The organism is Paracandidimonas soli, from assembly GCF_004342005.1.
GTDB classification, from domain to species: Bacteria; Pseudomonadota; Gammaproteobacteria; order Burkholderiales; family Burkholderiaceae_B; genus Paracandidimonas; species Paracandidimonas soli.
In genome coordinates this window covers 468325-482887 of sequence record NZ_SMBX01000002.1, presented here as the reverse complement: position 1 = coordinate 482887, position 14563 = coordinate 468325, and the positions used below count along the sequence as shown (strand labels likewise).

Here is a 14563-nt window from a genome sequence, read left to right as displayed (position 1 = left end):
CGCCAAGGAGCGGAATGCCGCCCGCTCTCAGCGCCGCGCCGGACGCGCCTTCCGTCTCTACGCCCGATCGGCTTGTGCTGGACGGCATATCCCTCGGCTACGAAAGCCGCAACGGCTACCGCGCCGTCGTCGACGATTTGTCCCTGACTCTGGAGCAAGGCGCCATCGGCTGCCTGCTGGGCTCTTCGGGCTGCGGCAAAACCACGATATTGCGCGCCATCGCCGGCTTCGAGCCGTTGCGTTCGGGGGTCATCCGCCTGGGCAGCGAAACGCTGTCCGGCGATGGCATCCAGGTGCTTCCGGAGCGCCGCCGCGTGGGCATGATGTTCCAGGACTATGCTCTGTTCCCCCATTTGACGGTGGAGGGCAACGTGGCCTTCGGCCTGCGCAAGCGGCCCGCAGCGGAGCGCCTCCGGCGCACCGCCGAAATGCTGGAGCTGGTAGGACTTTCGGCGCTGGCGCGCAGCTATCCGCACGAATTATCCGGAGGGCAGCAGCAGCGCGTCGCCCTGGCCAGGGCATTGGCGCCGGAACCGGAACTGCTGTTGCTGGACGAGCCGTTTTCGAACCTGGACGTCGACACGCGCGAACGCCTGGCCTACGAAGTGCGCGATATCCTCAAGCGCACCGGCCACACCGCGCTGCTGGTCACGCACAACCAGGCCGAAGCCTTCGCCATAGCCGACCAGATAGGCATCATGCGAGAAGGAAAAATCGAGCAGTGGGACAGCCCATGGCGGCTGCATCATCATCCCGCCAACGACTTCGTGGCCGAATTCATTCGTCGGGAATCATTGATGAGCAGCCGCGCGAACGCCTCGATGCGCGGCGCTTCGACCGGCAGCCGCCACCCTTAGGACCGCGTCAGCGATCATCCAGCCCCAGTTCGGCGCACTTGCGCGTCAGCGTGTTCCTGCCGATCCCAAGCCGCATGGCCGCTTCCGCCCTGCGACCGTGCGTATGCCGCAAGGCGGCGGCGATCAGCACTTTCTCGAAATCCCGCAGCATGGAGCTCATCAGGGCGGGCTCATTGCATGCCAGCCTGCCGGACACATCCTCCTCCAGCAACGCCAGCCATCCCGCACCGCCCTGCTCCGGTTCACCTCCGGCCGCGCCCGCGGCTGTGGCTCCGGGAGCTGCATCGGAGAACGGCTCGCCAGGCTGCCGGACATCCTTCTCCAGGACTTCCGGAGGCAGATCCCTGGCATGCACGCGCTGGCTCGGCGCCATCACGCTCAGCCATTGGCAGATGTTCTCGAGCTGACGTACATTGCCCGGATAGTCGAACGCCTGAAGGGCCCGCATGGCGTCGTCCTCCAGGATGCGTACCGGGACGCCCAGGCTGCCGGCGCTGTTCTGCAGGAACAGGCGGGCCAGGGCCGGGATGTCCTCTTTCCGGTCGCGCAGCGCTGGCAGCCGCAGGCGAATCACGTTCAGGCGATGGAACAGGTCTTCGCGGAACTGGCCTTGCGCCACGCGCTGCTCCAGCGGCTGGTGCGTGGCGGTCACGATGCGGACATCCACCTTCACAGCCTGCGAGCCTCCGATGCGGTAGAAACAGCCGTCGGCCAATACTCGCAGCAGACGCGTCTGCAATTCGAAAGGCATGTCGCCGATTTCGTCCAGGAACAGCGTGCCTCCATCCGCCTCCTCGAAGCGGCCCCGGCGCGATTGCGCCGCGCCGGTGAAGGCGCCGCGTTCGTGGCCAAACAGCTCAGCCTCGAGCAGATCCTTCGGTATGGCGGCCGCATTCAACGCGACGAAAGGCCCCTTGGCCCGCGCGCTGTGTTCGTGCAGCGCCCTGGCCACTAGCTCCTTGCCTGTGCCGGACTCTCCTGTTATCAGGACCGTCGCGCTGGAGCCGGCCAGGCGCCCGATGGCCCTGTAGACATCCTGCATGGCGGGCGATGCGGACTGCAGCAGCGCTTTCTTTGCGATGCCCTGCGTTGCGGCCGGATATGCCTCCGGGTTCGAAGCCGACTCCAGCAGGGTATCATCCTCGGCCTGCGGCACGGGCGGCGCTTTCTGCCCGTGCTCATTGACGGCCCGCTGGATCAGCGCCACGGCGGCATCGATATCGAACGGTTTGGTCAGGTAGTCGTAGGCGCCGCGCTGGAAGGCGGCGACCGTACTGCTCAGATCGCTGAATGCCGTCATGACGATGACAGCGATCTCGGGGTAATCCTTGCGAATCCGGTTCAGCAGGCTGAGGCCGTCGCGGCCCGGCATGCGGATATCGGTCACGAGCACCGCAGGCCTGGCGCCCTGCAGCGCCAGCAGCGCCTCGTCGCCAGAGGCGAAGCTGCGCACCGGCAGGGACACGCGCCCCATCGCCTTTTCGAGCACCCAGCGGATGCTTTGGTCATCATCGACAATCCAGACTGCGCTCATCAAGACATCTCCATCGGCAATATCAGCCGAAATTCCGTGTGGCCCGGCCGTGACTCGAACTCGATCAGGCCGCCGTGCTGCTGCGCGTACTCCTGCGCCAGGTTGAGCCCCAGGCCGGTTCCCTGGGGCCGGCCGGTCGCCAGCGGATGAAAAATCGTTTCCTTCAGGGACTCTGGCACGCCTGGTCCGTTATCAATGACCGACAGAATGACGGCCAGGCCGCCATGGCTGTGCGGCAGATACAGGCAATGCCCGATCCGGGTGCGCAGCGTCAGCCGCGGCTCGCCGTACTCCCGGCCAGCCTCGCTGCGGCGGCCTTCCGTCAGCGCCTGCCCCGCATTGCGCGCCATGTTCAGCAAGGTTTGGACCAGGCGCTGGAAATCGCCGCTCACGTCCGGCACCGAGGAGTCGTAGTCGCGCACGATCTCGAACCGGTCGGCGAACTCCGAGCGCACCAGGGTGTAGACTCGCTCGCAGACCTCGTGGATATTGAAGGTCGACAGCTGCAGCGCTTCTCCCTGCGGCGCGATCAGGCGATCGATCAACGCCGACAGACGCCCCGTTTCGGCCACGATGACCCGGGTATAGTCGCGCAGCGAAGGATCGCCGCCCGTGCGCTCCAGACTGGCCAGTTCCCCGTCCAGCAGTTGCGCCGCGCCGCGTATCCCGCCCAGCGGATTCTTGATCTCGTGCGCAAGATTGCGCAACAGCGAACGCTGGGATTCGCGCTCGCGCGTCATGGCGTGATGCCTGTCGAGCAACTGCTCACGTTCCGGCGTGCGCAGTTCCAGCACTGCCGCCCATGGCGCTCCCGCAAGCGGCAACAGCGTCATGTTGACCGGCACGTCGCCAGTCCTGCGCCTGGCGATCAGCGCATAATGCAGCGTGCCGTATTCGCCCCGTAGCGCGCCGGGAAGCCGGTTCTGCAACACCTCGTCCGGCTCGAACAGGTCCTGCGCCAGCACGCCCTGCAGCACCTTGCGCGAGACGCCGAACAGCTCTTCCGCCGCGGCATTGGCATGCGCCACGGCGCCCTGCTCGCCCAGCATCAGGACGGCGGTGGAAAGCACATCGTAGGCGGCAAGATCCATGGCATGTTCCGTGCAGAATGCTGTCGGGCCTCATTCATGGCTTCCCGCCCCAGCCAAGGCGGCAGGAAGCCGCCGGCGCGACGCATGTCGCACCGGGCTGCAATATCCTGAGCCGCGAGCGGCCGTCGGATCAGAGGCTGTAGTACATGTCGAACTCGACCGGATGCGGCGTCATGCGCAGGCGAGTGACCTCCCCCATCTTCAGGGCGATGTAGGCATCCAGCAGATCGTTCGTGAATACGCCGCCGCGGGTCAGGAACTCGCGGTCCGCATCCAGGGCCGCCAAGGCCTCTTCCAGCGACGCGCAGACGGTCGGGATCTTCGCATCCTCTTCCGGCGGCAGATCGTACAGATTCTTGTCGGCGGGATCGCCGGGGTGGATCTTGTTCTGCACGCCGTCCAGGCCCGCCATCATCAATGCCGAGAATGCCAGGTACGGATTGGCCATGGGATCCGGGAAGCGGGCCTCGACGCGGCGCGCCTTGGGGCTGCTCACGTACGGAATACGGATGGATGCCGAGCGATTGCGGGCCGAATACGCCAGCTTGATGGGAGCCTCGTAGTGAGGCACCAGGCGCTTGTACGAGTTGGTCGCCGGGTTGGTGATGGCATTGAGCGCGCGCGCGTGCTTGATGATGCCGCCAATGTAGTACAGCGCGAATTCCGACAGGCCTGCATAGCCGTTGCCCGCGAACAGGTTCTGGCCATCCTTCCAGATGGACTGGTGCACGTGCATGCCCGAACCGTTGTCGCCGACGATGGGCTTGGGCATGAATGTGGCGGTCTTGCCGTAGACATGCGCAACGTTCAGGATGGTGTACTTCAGGATCTGGTTCCAGTCGGCGCGCTCGACCAGCGTGCTGAACTTCGTGCCTATTTCCAGCTGTCCGGCGCCGGCCACTTCGTGGTGGTGCACTTCGACGGGTACGCCCTGCTGTTCCAGCAGCAGGCTCATTTCGGAGCGCATGTCATGAAACGAATCGACAGGAGGAACCGGCACATAGCCGCCCTTGACGGTGGGACGATGGCCCAGATTGTTCTTCTCGTCGTTGGCGCGAGACCACGGCCCTTCGTCCGAATGGATCTTGACGAAGCTGCCCGACATGTCGTCGTTCCAGCTGACACCGTCGAAGACGAAGAATTCAGGTTCCGGACCGAAATAGGCAGTATCGCCCAGGCCGGAAGACTTCAGGTAGGCTTCCGCACGCTTGGCCAGCGAACGAGGATCGCGCTCATAGCCCTTGAGATCGGAAGGCTCGACCACGTCGGCCGTCAGGATCAGCGTGGGCTCTTCGCGAAACGGATCCATGCGTGCCGTCTTTGCGTCGGGGATCAGGACCATGTCGGAGGCTTCGATACCCTTCCAGCCCGGCAGCGACGAACCGTCGAACGCCTGCCCGGATTCGAGTTTTTCTTCGTCTACGGTGTGCGCAGGCAGGGTCATGTGATGCTCGCGGCCCAGCGTATCGGTAAAGCGCAGATCCACGAAAGCGATTTCGCGTTCGGCGATCAGTTTGATGACATCTTCATTTGTGGACATGGGGGCTCCTGCCTGGATAGAGTCGAAAATAAGTGGCGTTGCATGAACCATAAAGCAAAACCCGTGCCAGCGGGTTCCCGCCCTGAACTGCGCGGGACACAGGCAGTCTGACTATGGATGGATGCACTCTTATGGTGCATTATGCACCAAAACATGGCTCGTCATGGTGCGGAAGCTCCCCGTGGCGCGCCTTGTGCGCGGGGCTCTCGCCCTCAAACAGAGCGTTTTTCCGGTGCGGGCCGATGGGCCCGCACGCTTACGCAACAGTTGGACAGCTTACAGGAAGGATTCCTGCAGATCGTTGAGAAACTGCCATCCCAGCGGCGTGGCCTGCAGCCTGCCCACGCCAGGGTCCATCAGGCCCCGGGCCACTGCCTTCCGGATGGCCTGCTCCGCCTGCAGCAGCGGGTAGCCCGTCCTCTCGGGGTAATAGCTGGTGGGCACGCCCTCCCTGAGGCGCAAGGCATTCAGCATGAACTCGAAGGTGATTTCTTCCGCACTCACCTGGCGTGTTTCCGCAATGTGGCTGCCGTCGCGCAGCACTGCACTGCGCATCCAGGAGTCGGGATTGCGCAGCTTTGCATGGCGTTCGATGCGGTCATGAAAGGTAAGTTTGCCGTGCGCTCCGGGACCGATGCCGAGATAGTCGCCGAATTCCCAATAGTTGCGGTTGTGCCGGCACTCCGCCCCGTCTCTGGCGTACGCGGACACCTCGTAGCGCCGCCATCCGCCCTGTTCCAGCAGCAAGGCGCCCCGCTCCTGCATGGCCGCGCCCAGGTCGTCATCGGGAATCTTGGGTGGATATTTGGCGAATACGGTATTCGGCTCCAGCGTCAGGTGGTAGAACGAGAGATGCTCCGTGCCGAACGACATGGCTTCGCGCAGATCGCGCTCCATGGCATGCATATCCTGCCCGGGCAGTGCGAACATGATGTCCAGGTTGATCCGGGAGACGGCTTGCTGCGCAATGGCGATGGCCTTGCGCGCTTGGTCCGCGTCGTGGATGCGGCCCAGCGTCTTCAGCGCCCTGTCGTCGAACGACTGTATGCCGAGCGAAACCCGGTTGACGCCGCTGGCGGCGTAGTCCCGCAGCCGCCCCGCTTCCGTCGCTCCGGGATTCGCCTCGATCGTGATCTCCGCGTCCGGCAGCAGGTTGAGGCATGCGCGCAGCATCGCCAGCAACTGATCCATGGCCGAAGCCGACAGCAGGCTCGGCGTTCCGCCTCCGATGAAGACGGAAATGACCTGGCGCCCCCAGATCAGCGGCAGCGCCTGCTCCAGATCGGCGCTCAGGGCCTGCAGGTACTGCTGCTCGGGAATCTCGCCCGACAGGGCGTGCGAATTGAAATCGCAATAAGGACACTTGCGCACGCACCAGGGCACATGCACATATAAGGACAAAGGCGGCAAGGACGAGAACTGCGGCCTGCCCGACAGCATGGAGGGATCACGCGCCCTGACCTTGGGACGCGCTTTCATCTGGGAATCTGCCCGGGCTGACACTCAGACTGCTCCTTCCCGGGCTTTCAGGGCCGTCAGCAACGCCTGCAAGGCCTGGCCGCGATGGCTGATGCGGTTCTTTGCCTCGGGAGCCAGCTCGGCCACCGTCATGCCCTGCGCGGGAATATAGAAGTGGGGGTCGTAGCCGAAACCGTTTCCACCCTTGGGCTCGTCCACGATCTCGCCCGCCCACTCTCCCTGCGCCACGATGGGACAGGGATCGTCGACATGGCCGACATAGACCAGGACAGCGACATAGCGCGCCTTACGGTTGGGCTGGCCTTGCAGTTCGCGCACCAGATGCGCATTGTTGGCGGCATCGGAGCGCTCTCCGCCGGCAAGCATGGCGTAGCGTGCCGACATGACGCCGGGAGCTCCTGCAAGCGCATCGACGCACAGGCCTGAATCGTCCGCCAGCGCCGGCCGGCCGGTGAGGAGGCTGGCATGGCGGGCCTTGGCCAGCGCATTTTCCAGGAACGTGAAATAAGGCTCCTCCGCTTCCGGAACGCCAAGCTCGCCCTGGGCGATCATGCGGAACCCCGCCGTGCCGAGAATGGCGGAAAACTCGCGCAGCTTGCCTGCGTTATTGGAGGCCAGAACAATGTCCTTGCCGTCGGGGAGAGGTGTGGAAGATAGAGTTTCGGACATGAAGATACCGTAGGCAATACTTGTTCAGGGCTGCGCCGCGCGCGCGCCATCGTCTTCGCAGACGCTGCGCATCTGCGCCTGGGTCACAGAGCTTCCCGGCGGCACGCTCTGCGTCAGCCAGACATTGCCCCCGATGGTGGAACCTGCGCCGATCGTCACTCTGCCGAGGATCGTGGCGCCAGCATAGATGACCACATCGTCCTCGACGATGGGGTGGCGTGGATGCCCCTTGATCAGCATCCCCTTCTCGTCCGCCGCAAAGCTCTTGGCGCCCAGCGTCACATGCTGATAGAGGCGTACGCGCTCGCCGATGATCGTGGTTTCTCCAATGACCACGCCGATGCCGTGATCGATGAAGAAGCTTGCGCCGATCTGTGCTCCGGGGTTGATGTCGATGCCCGTCTCCCGCTGCGACAGGCTGGCGATCATCCTGGCCAGGAATTTCAGATCCATCCGGTACAGCGCATGCGCCATGCGATGGCACATGATGGCGCGCATGCCCGGATAGCACAGCAGGATTTCGGCCATGTGCGACGCCGCGGGGTCTCCAGCATAGGCGGCGCGCACGTCGCTGACCAGAAGGTTGCGGATTTCCGGCAGTTGCGCAGCAAAACGGGCCGTCAATTCCAGCGCCTTGTCGCGCAGAAGCTCTTCATCGTCCAGCGGATAGGGACTGCGCTCTTCTGCCTGCGGACGGAACCGCAGGCTGCGCCTGACTTGCTCAGCCAGCGCATTGAGCGCATTGCCCAGCGTATTGCCCACGAAATAATCGATGCTGCCGTCCGTCAGGTCGGACGGGCCGTAGTGCGTGGGAAACAGCGAGGAGGACAGATCGCCCAGGATGACCTCGAGCGCTTCCAGGGAGGGCAGCTCGCGTACGCCGCCCCGATGGCGGATGTGGTGCGTCTGCTCGCGCGAGTGCCGCAGCGCGCTCACGAGTTCCTGAAGCTTCCAGTCGCTGTCGGCTTCCGGAGTCAGAGTCGCGAAAACCCGTTTGTTGTTCACCATGTTTCCATGATCTCCATTATGTTGCGAACGAGCGCGGTCTCAGCGGCCGGACGCTTTGCCCAGCGCCTCCAGCTGCAGCCGCGTCAGCGATGCGATGCCCTGCCGTGCCAGGTCCATGAGGCTGTCCAGCGCCTGGCGGTCGAACGCCCTGCCTTCCGCCGTGCCCTGTACCTCGACGAAGCCGCCCTCGCCCGTCATGACAATGTTCATATCGGCATCGCAGGACGAGTCCTCCTGGTAGTCCAGGTCGAGCACCGCCCGGCCATCGACCAGCCCCGTGGAAACGGCTGCCACGCTGCCGATGATTGGATCCTGCTGCAGGATGCCCTCGCGCATCAATCGCTGCACCGCGATGGCGCTTGCCAGCCAGGCGCCCGTGATACTGGCGCAGCGCGTACCGCCGTCGGCCTGCAGGACATCGCAATCGATATGCAGCGTGCGCTCGCCCAGCAAGGACAGATCGAATACCGCGCGCAGGCTGCGGCCGATGAGCCGCTGGATTTCCTGGGTGCGTCCCGACTGCTTGCCCTTGGCCGCTTCACGGTCGGAGCGAGTATGCGTCGACCTGGGCAGCATGCCGTATTCCGCCGTGACCCAGCCCTGGCCTTTTCCCTTCAAAAAAGGAGGCACCTTCTCCAGCACGCTGGCATTGCAAAGCACATGTGTATCGCCGGCGCGAATGAGCACGGATCCTTCCGCATGGCGCGTAAAGCCCGGCTCCAGGGAGATATTGCGAAGCTGGTCGGGCGCGCGTCCGGAAGGACGCTGAAAAGTATTTTCTGGCAAAAGAAACTCCCGCAAACTGCCTGCGCCGCATGGGGCGCCGTAAAGCCTGACCACGTGCCAAAGCGCAAACCTCGGCCTTCAGGCCGAGGTCAAGCGAGGCAGTGTCCATACGGCGCCGCAGGCGCCTCTGTATGGTGGCGAGGAAGCTCCCGACTTCAGGCGGGAGCGACTCACAGTGTAAACCTTGTCCCGCATGACTGCACGATTGCGCGCGCCGTGGGCGATAATGGAGGCCGCCGTTCTCATCGCCGGGTCGTCCCGGGATGAAGGCCCCGCGCCCAGGCATCTTTTTCACATCGAATCAGGAACACACATGATTTCCAGCATGACAGCGTTTGGCAGTGCCCGCGTCGAAAACGAAGCGGGCAGCGTCAGCCTGGAGTTTCGCACCGTCAACAACCGCTTTCTCGACGTCAGCCTCAGGCTGCCCGACGACTTGCGCGCCGCCGAACAACCCTTGCGCGAACTGATCGGCAGAACACTGAACCGAGGCAAGATCGATGCACGTCTGAGCTACTCCCTGGCGGTCGCGCGCACTGTGCGCACGCTCGACGCCGGCATTCTCGAGGATCAGGCGGACCTGCTCGCGCAGGCCAGGTCCGTCATCCCCGATACACCCGCGCCCCGGCTCGAGGAATTGCTTCAGGCGTCCTCGGGCGGAAACGATGGCAGGGGCATGGAGCCGGACACCTGGGTTCCCATGTGCCTGCAGGCCGCGGAACAGGCCCTGGCCGAGCTGCAGGCCAACCGGCTGCGCGAAGGCGCCAGGCTGGCAACCGCCATGCTCGAACAGGCCGGGCAGATGCAGCAAATCGTGGATCAGATCGAGCAAGAGCAGCCCGCCCTGCTGGAGGAGCATCGATCCAAGATCGCGCGCAAGCTGCAGGACGCCCTCAATGCCGTCAGCCCCGAAGGGTTCGCGCAGATCAGCGGCGCAGAACTGTCGGCGCGCATCGCCCAGGAATCATCGCTGTTCTCGCTGCGCGTGGACATTGCGGAAGAGCTGGCCCGGCTGCGTTCGCACATCAGTGAACTGCGCCATCTGCTGGCGCCCGCCGAGTCTCGGAGCAATGGCTCGCACTCTTCCGCTGCTCCCGCGAAAAAAGCCGGCAGCACAGGCAAGCGCCTGGACTTCCTGTTCCAGGAAATGAACCGCGAAGCCAATACCCTGGGCTCGAAATCAGCCAGCCTGACCGTAACCCGCGCCGCCATCGACCTGAAGCTGCTGATCGAGCAGTTGCGGGAACAGGCGCAGAATATCGAGTAGGACTCCAGCACGCCTGATGCACCACCCGAAAGGCACCCAACGCTACAAGCGAGCATCGGTACTGCCGAGAGGCCGCAACAGCAGCATGAATAGACGACTTGCCGCGCTTGTCCTGGCGCTTGTTCCACTTGGCCTGCATGCCCACCCTCACGCATGGATCGATGTGCGAAGCACGATCGTCATGTCGGCCGAGGGTCTGATTTCAGCCATCGAGGAGGAGTGGCTGTTCGACGATATGTACAGCTCGGCCATTCTCGAGGGCTTGGCCGATAATGGCGCGGAGAAAGAGGTGGCCGTTCGCGACTTCGCCGCCGAGGTCATCGGGAACCTTGGCCCCTATGGCTATTTCATGAAGGTCGCCGAGGATGGCCGTCCGGTCCAGATAGACACCGTCACGCAGTTCAAAAGCGAAATGAAGGGCGAGCAATTGCTGCTGTCCTTTACCGCTCCCCTTGCCAGGCCCGTGGATCCCCAGCACCACGCCGTCCAGTTCTCCGTGTACGACCCCACCTATTTCATTCGGATGGTCCATCGTCCAGACGATCCGCCCTCCATCAAGAGCAAAGAAAAAAATCATTGCCGGGTCCACGTCGAACCGCCCAATCCGTCTCCAGCAACCATTGCGCGCGCGTTCGCCCTGGACCGCGGAGCCTCGCCCGACGACACGCTGGGCGATCTCTTCGCGGAAAAGGTGCATATCCGATGCAAATGATACGTGGCAAGAGGAGCGCTCGCATGCTGGCCGGATGCGCCCTGGCCGGCATCCTGGTCGTCCTGGCATGGGGGCTGCTGGACCGCTACGACGCATGGAACAGGCTTCTGGCCTGGATCATGACGACACAGGCCGACTTGCACCAGCAACTTGCCTCTGCCATGCGCCAGGTCTCCCGGCAAGGATGGGCCGCGACGTGGCCGCTCATCGGGATCAGCCTGCTCTACGGCATTTTCCATGCGGCCGGCCCCGGCCACGGCAAAGCGGTGATTGCTACCTACCTGGGTACCAGCAGGATGCGTTTGCGGCGCGGCCTGATCCTGTCGATCTCGTCGGCCATCATCCAGGGCATCGTGGCGGTGCTTCTCGTCGAAGTCGTGGCCAATCTGCTGAGCTTCTCGCTGCGGCGCACCCAGGGCGCCGCAGGCCAGCTGGAAAACCTCAGCTTCGCCCTGGTTGCGCTACTCGGAGCCGTGCTGGCCCTGCGCAGCGCAAGAGCGCTCTATCGCCGCTGGCACCATGCGAAGCGCCCCAAGGGCTCCCTGTTTTCAGGCGATGGCAAGATGCGGGCGTATTGCGCCGAATGCGGCGGCCCGCACCGCTTGTCGGACGAGCATATAGACCAGCCCCTGACATGGCGTACCGGACTGCCCATCATCCTAGCCATCGGGATGCGGCCATGTACCGGCGCCATACTCGTACTGCTTGTTGCCTATTCCCTGGACTTGCGCTGGGTCGGCATTGCCGCCGTACTGGCCATGTCGCTTGGTACCGCAGCAACTGTGAGCCTCCTGGCCACGGCGGCCGTGTCGTTTCGACATCTCGCGCTGCGCTTTTTCCAACGCGGGACGGCGTCCGGGCACCGAACTGCCACCATTTTCGACATACTGGGCCTCATCGGCGGAACGGCGATCGGTCTCATGGGGATCGGCCTGCTCCAGCAAGGGCTGAGCGCAGTGCCTCATCCCATCTTGTAGCAACGGCCTGGGCCTTATGGCTGCAACTCCAGCAGTCTGGCACGCAGCGCCTCGCTGAACGGCTGAGACCTGCGCTGCGCCTTATTGATCTGCACAATGACCACTTCTGCCCGCGCGGCGCATTTTCCATCCTGGAAAATAGCTTGGTCCAGCGTAAAGGAGCTGCGCCCGATCTTTTGCATGCGGATGCCGATCTCCACTTCTCCCGGGCAGAGAATCTCGCGCAGGAAATCGATGCCCAGCCGCGCCACGACATACTGGCACCCTTCGTCCAGCAGCCGGTCTTCGCGTTCCTGCACCATGACGACCCGGGCGGTTTCCAGGTAAGTGACGAACACAGCGTTGTTGACGTGGCCATGGCCATCCGTGTCGCGGTAGCGGACCCGCTCTGTTATCGTGAACGGATAGTCTTCGATGCCGGGAGTATCGTGCGTCGTCATTCTGCGTCTCCGGCGTCTTTTGCGCCCGATTTCGTGTTTTCGGGCCAGTAATAGTCCGAACCATAGTTGCGCGCGCCGAAGATCGCGGTTCCAATCCGCACCTCCGTCGAGCCTTCTTCGATGGCGATCTCGAAATCGCCGCTCATTCCCATGGAAAGGCGGTCCAGGGATACGCCGTCGATGGTCTCGTCGCGCAGGCGGTCGCGCAATTCGCGCAACTGCCGAAAGCACGAGCGTACCGCGGCGTCGTTGCTTTCGTTGATGGCCAGCGTCATCAGGCCGCGCACCCGGATCGTGGAGATGTCGCGCGCGAGAAACCTCAGGAAATCCGCGACTTCCGCCGGATCCATGCCGTATTTGGTCGGTTCCGAGGAGGTCTTGACCTGCACCAGGGCGTCGATGGCCCGCCCTTCCTGCTGCAACCTGCGGTCCAGAGCGATGGCCAGATCCTTGCGGTCCAGCGACTGGACCTCGGAAGCCATCCGGGCGATATCCTTGGCCTTGTTCGTCTGCAGATGGCCGATCATGACCCAGTCGATTCCGCAATCGGACAAGGGCTCGAACTTCTCGCGGATCTCTTGCGCCTTGTTCTCGCCGAAACGGCGCTCTCCCGCCGCAACGGCTTCTCTGATGGCCTGCTCGCCGAACGTCTTGGAAACGGGAAGCAGCACGACCGAGCCCGCCTCGCGGCCGCAGCGCAAGGCTGCCTCGTCCATGCGTCGACGGATCGCATCGAGCCGCTGGACCAACGAATCACTTCCGGAGTCTTTGTTCACCACGATATCACCCAACCAAACAAAACAATCAAAACGCTCTGAAAATCGAGCATCAAGACGCAATGTAATCGACCCGCCCCTCATCCGCAAACCGGCCAGACAGCCATTGATGAGTCATTCCCGCCTGAAGTCGAGAGCTTCCTCGTCACCATACGGGGGCGCCTGCGGCGCCGTACGGATATTACCTCGCTCGACCTCGGTCTGAAGGCCGAGACTTTCGCTTTGGCCCGTGGTCAGTCCCTAATTAGTTTGCATAGAAATGATTTATTGTCGTATGATTTCTTTAGCTATGATTAGACTGAGAAACAGCCAGGGCTCATACGCTTCATCGCATCGGCATGCCCGCTGAACACTACGGTATGCGCTGGCGCAAGATTGCCGAGGAGTCCGGCAGCTTCCTCCAGGCCGGATTCCGGCGAACACAACAGACAGAGGCAGACTCCATGACCAGACATCATTCCAGCAAAGCGGGTATCCGCCCCAACAACTCATTCTCTAAGGCATTGGCAGCCGCGACGCTCGTTTCCCTCGCCGCAACCGCGCCGTACGCCGCCCAAGCGGCCGATCTGGACGCCATCAAATCCAAGGGCACGATCCGCATCGCCGTCGCCAATGAAATTCCCTACGGCTACATGGACATCAGCGGCGAGGCCAAGGGCGCGGGCCCAGATGTGGCCAAGCACATCGTGAAGGAACTGGGCATAGCCAACATCGAGTGGATTCCCACCAGCTTCAGCTCTCTCATTCCAGGACTGCAGGCCAACCGTTTCGACATGGTCGCCGCCGAGATGGCCATCCTGCCGCAGCGCTGCCAGCAGGTGCACTTTTCCAACCCCAACAGTTCCTATGGCGAAGGCCTGCTGGTGGCCAAGGGCAATCCCGACGACGTCCATCGCTACGAAGACTTCGCAGATTCCGACAAAAAGGTCGCCATCATGGCGGGCGCGGACCAGTTGGAGATGTTCCAGGCCCTGGGCGTCCCAGCCGACAGAATGGTTACCATCGCCAATAATGCCGATGCCATCTCCACGGTATCCACAGGACGGGCGAGCGCATATGCCGCTACCAGTCTTACGGTCAGCGAGCTTGCCGGCAAGAGCGATCGCGTAGAGGCCGCCGAAAACTTCTCCGATCCGGTCGTCGACGGCGAGCCCGTGCGCAGCTGGGGCGGATTCACGTTCTCCAAAGATTCGGAAAGCCTGCGCGACGCCGTCAATGAACAACTGGCCGAGTTCAAGAAGACCGATGCCTGGAAGGAAATCCTGACCCAGTACGGCTTCAGCGCCGCCGACCTCGAAGGCTCGTTCACCAAGACGGCGGAAGACCTTTGCTCGGGCTGAGCCTCAGGCGATTCGCACTCTCTCCCCACGGCTCGAATGCCGCCCGGATCCGCCAGACGCGGCGCAAGCTCCTGCGGGCCGTGTCGT

14 protein-coding genes are annotated in these 14563 nt (G+C 63.3%); 5 read left to right on the top strand and 9 right to left on the bottom strand.

The features are described from left to right. Positions 1–14 precede the first annotated feature (14 nt). The gene (locus EV686_RS05880) at positions 15–857 is read left to right on the top strand and encodes an ABC transporter ATP-binding protein (RefSeq protein WP_132474469.1); all 843 of its coding nucleotides are present in this window, start codon (positions 15–17) and stop codon (positions 855–857) included. A gap of 7 nt (positions 858–864) precedes the next feature. Here EV686_RS05880 and ntrC read toward each other — a convergent pair whose 3' ends face one another. The 7 genes from ntrC to rph form a co-directional block, all read right to left on the bottom strand. Next, positions 865–2391, bottom strand: coding sequence for a nitrogen regulation protein NR(I) (gene ntrC / locus EV686_RS05875; protein ID WP_132474467.1), 1527 nt, complete (start codon positions 2389–2391; stop codon positions 865–867). Next, complete coding sequence (gene glnL, locus EV686_RS05870; protein ID WP_132474465.1) at positions 2391–3482, bottom strand: nitrogen regulation protein NR(II); 1092 nt, start codon at positions 3480–3482, stop codon at positions 2391–2393. The genes ntrC and glnL overlap by 1 nt, the downstream gene beginning before the upstream one ends. A 130-nt stretch (positions 3483–3612) precedes the next feature. Continuing rightward, complete coding sequence (gene glnA / locus EV686_RS05865) at positions 3613–5022, bottom strand: type I glutamate--ammonia ligase (protein WP_132474463.1); 1410 nt, start codon at positions 5020–5022, stop codon at positions 3613–3615. A 276-nt stretch (positions 5023–5298) separates the two neighbouring features. After that, complete coding sequence (gene hemW, locus EV686_RS05860; protein WP_243650780.1) at positions 5299–6462, bottom strand: radical SAM family heme chaperone HemW; 1164 nt, start codon at positions 6460–6462, stop codon at positions 5299–5301. A gap of 63 nt (positions 6463–6525) precedes the next feature. Then, a complete protein-coding gene (rdgB, locus tag EV686_RS05855) occupies positions 6526–7170 on the bottom strand; it encodes an RdgB/HAM1 family non-canonical purine NTP pyrophosphatase (protein WP_132474461.1) in 645 nt (214 codons plus the stop codon). A 24-nt stretch (positions 7171–7194) separates the two neighbouring features. Then, a complete protein-coding gene (gene epsC, locus EV686_RS05850) occupies positions 7195–8178 on the bottom strand; it encodes a serine O-acetyltransferase EpsC (protein WP_132474459.1) in 984 nt (327 codons plus the stop codon). Positions 8179–8217: 39 nt separating this feature from the next. Next, positions 8218–8964: a ribonuclease PH gene (gene rph, locus EV686_RS05845; RefSeq protein ID WP_132474457.1), complete on the bottom strand. Its 747-nt coding sequence runs from the start codon at positions 8962–8964 to the stop codon at positions 8218–8220. A gap of 313 nt (positions 8965–9277) precedes the next feature. On the opposite strand from rph, the gene EV686_RS05840 reads away from it, so the two are divergent. The 3 genes from EV686_RS05840 to EV686_RS05830 all read left to right on the top strand — a co-directional run bounded on the left by EV686_RS05840 (position 9278) and on the right by EV686_RS05830 (position 11920). Continuing rightward, on the top strand, positions 9278–10231 hold the full coding sequence (locus EV686_RS05840; protein ID WP_132474455.1) for a YicC family protein: 954 nt from the start codon (positions 9278–9280) through the stop codon (positions 10229–10231). A gap of 85 nt (positions 10232–10316) precedes the next feature. Continuing rightward, positions 10317–10943 (top strand): DUF1007 family protein, encoded by a 627-nt coding sequence (locus tag EV686_RS05835; RefSeq protein ID WP_165972516.1) that lies wholly within the window; start codon positions 10317–10319, stop codon positions 10941–10943. A 23-nt stretch (positions 10944–10966) separates the two neighbouring features. After that, positions 10967–11920 (top strand): nickel/cobalt transporter, encoded by a 954-nt coding sequence (locus EV686_RS05830; protein ID WP_165972515.1) that lies wholly within the window; start codon positions 10967–10969, stop codon positions 11918–11920. 14 nt (positions 11921–11934) lie between these two features. Here the strand turns inward: EV686_RS05830 and EV686_RS05825 are convergent, their stop codons facing one another. Continuing rightward, positions 11935–12360 (bottom strand): acyl-CoA thioesterase, encoded by a 426-nt coding sequence (locus tag EV686_RS05825; RefSeq protein ID WP_132474449.1) that lies wholly within the window; start codon positions 12358–12360, stop codon positions 11935–11937. Further along, positions 12357–13136 (bottom strand): YggS family pyridoxal phosphate-dependent enzyme, encoded by a 780-nt coding sequence (locus tag EV686_RS05820; protein WP_279389452.1) that lies wholly within the window; start codon positions 13134–13136, stop codon positions 12357–12359. Before EV686_RS05820 ends, EV686_RS05825 begins: the two co-directional genes overlap by 4 nt. Positions 13137–13579: 443 nt before the next feature. Between EV686_RS05820 and ehuB the strand changes: the two genes are divergently transcribed. Beyond that, entirely contained in the window at positions 13580–14476 is an 897-nt protein-coding gene (ehuB, locus tag EV686_RS05815; protein ID WP_132474445.1) for an ectoine/hydroxyectoine ABC transporter substrate-binding protein EhuB, read from the top strand. The last annotated feature ends 87 nt before the right edge of the window (positions 14477–14563 follow it).

Excerpts from the sequence above, each read along its gene's own strand:
- EV686_RS05825 (WP_132474449.1), bottom strand. The coding sequence starts at position 12,360 with ATGACGACGCACGATACTCCCGGCATCGAAGACTATCCGTTCACGATA.
- ehuB (WP_132474445.1), top strand. The coding sequence starts at position 13,580 with ATGACCAGACATCATTCCAGCAAAGCGGGTATCCGCCCCAACAACTCA.
- EV686_RS05830 (WP_165972515.1), top strand. The coding sequence starts at position 10,967 with ATGCTGGCCGGATGCGCCCTGGCCGGCATCCTGGTCGTCCTGGCATGG.
- EV686_RS05880 (WP_132474469.1), top strand. The coding sequence starts at position 15 with ATGCCGCCCGCTCTCAGCGCCGCGCCGGACGCGCCTTCCGTCTCTACG.
- epsC (WP_132474459.1), bottom strand. The coding sequence starts at position 8,178 with ATGGTGAACAACAAACGGGTTTTCGCGACTCTGACTCCGGAAGCCGAC.
- EV686_RS05840 (WP_132474455.1), top strand. The coding sequence starts at position 9,278 with ATGATTTCCAGCATGACAGCGTTTGGCAGTGCCCGCGTCGAAAACGAA.
- EV686_RS05835 (WP_165972516.1), top strand. The coding sequence starts at position 10,317 with ATGAATAGACGACTTGCCGCGCTTGTCCTGGCGCTTGTTCCACTTGGC.
- ntrC (WP_132474467.1), bottom strand. The coding sequence starts at position 2,391 with ATGAGCGCAGTCTGGATTGTCGATGATGACCAAAGCATCCGCTGGGTG.
- rdgB (WP_132474461.1), bottom strand. The coding sequence starts at position 7,170 with ATGTCCGAAACTCTATCTTCCACACCTCTCCCCGACGGCAAGGACATT.
- hemW (WP_243650780.1), bottom strand. The coding sequence starts at position 6,462 with ATGCTGTCGGGCAGGCCGCAGTTCTCGTCCTTGCCGCCTTTGTCCTTA.
- glnL (WP_132474465.1), bottom strand. The coding sequence starts at position 3,482 with ATGGATCTTGCCGCCTACGATGTGCTTTCCACCGCCGTCCTGATGCTG.
- glnA (WP_132474463.1), bottom strand. The coding sequence starts at position 5,022 with ATGTCCACAAATGAAGATGTCATCAAACTGATCGCCGAACGCGAAATC.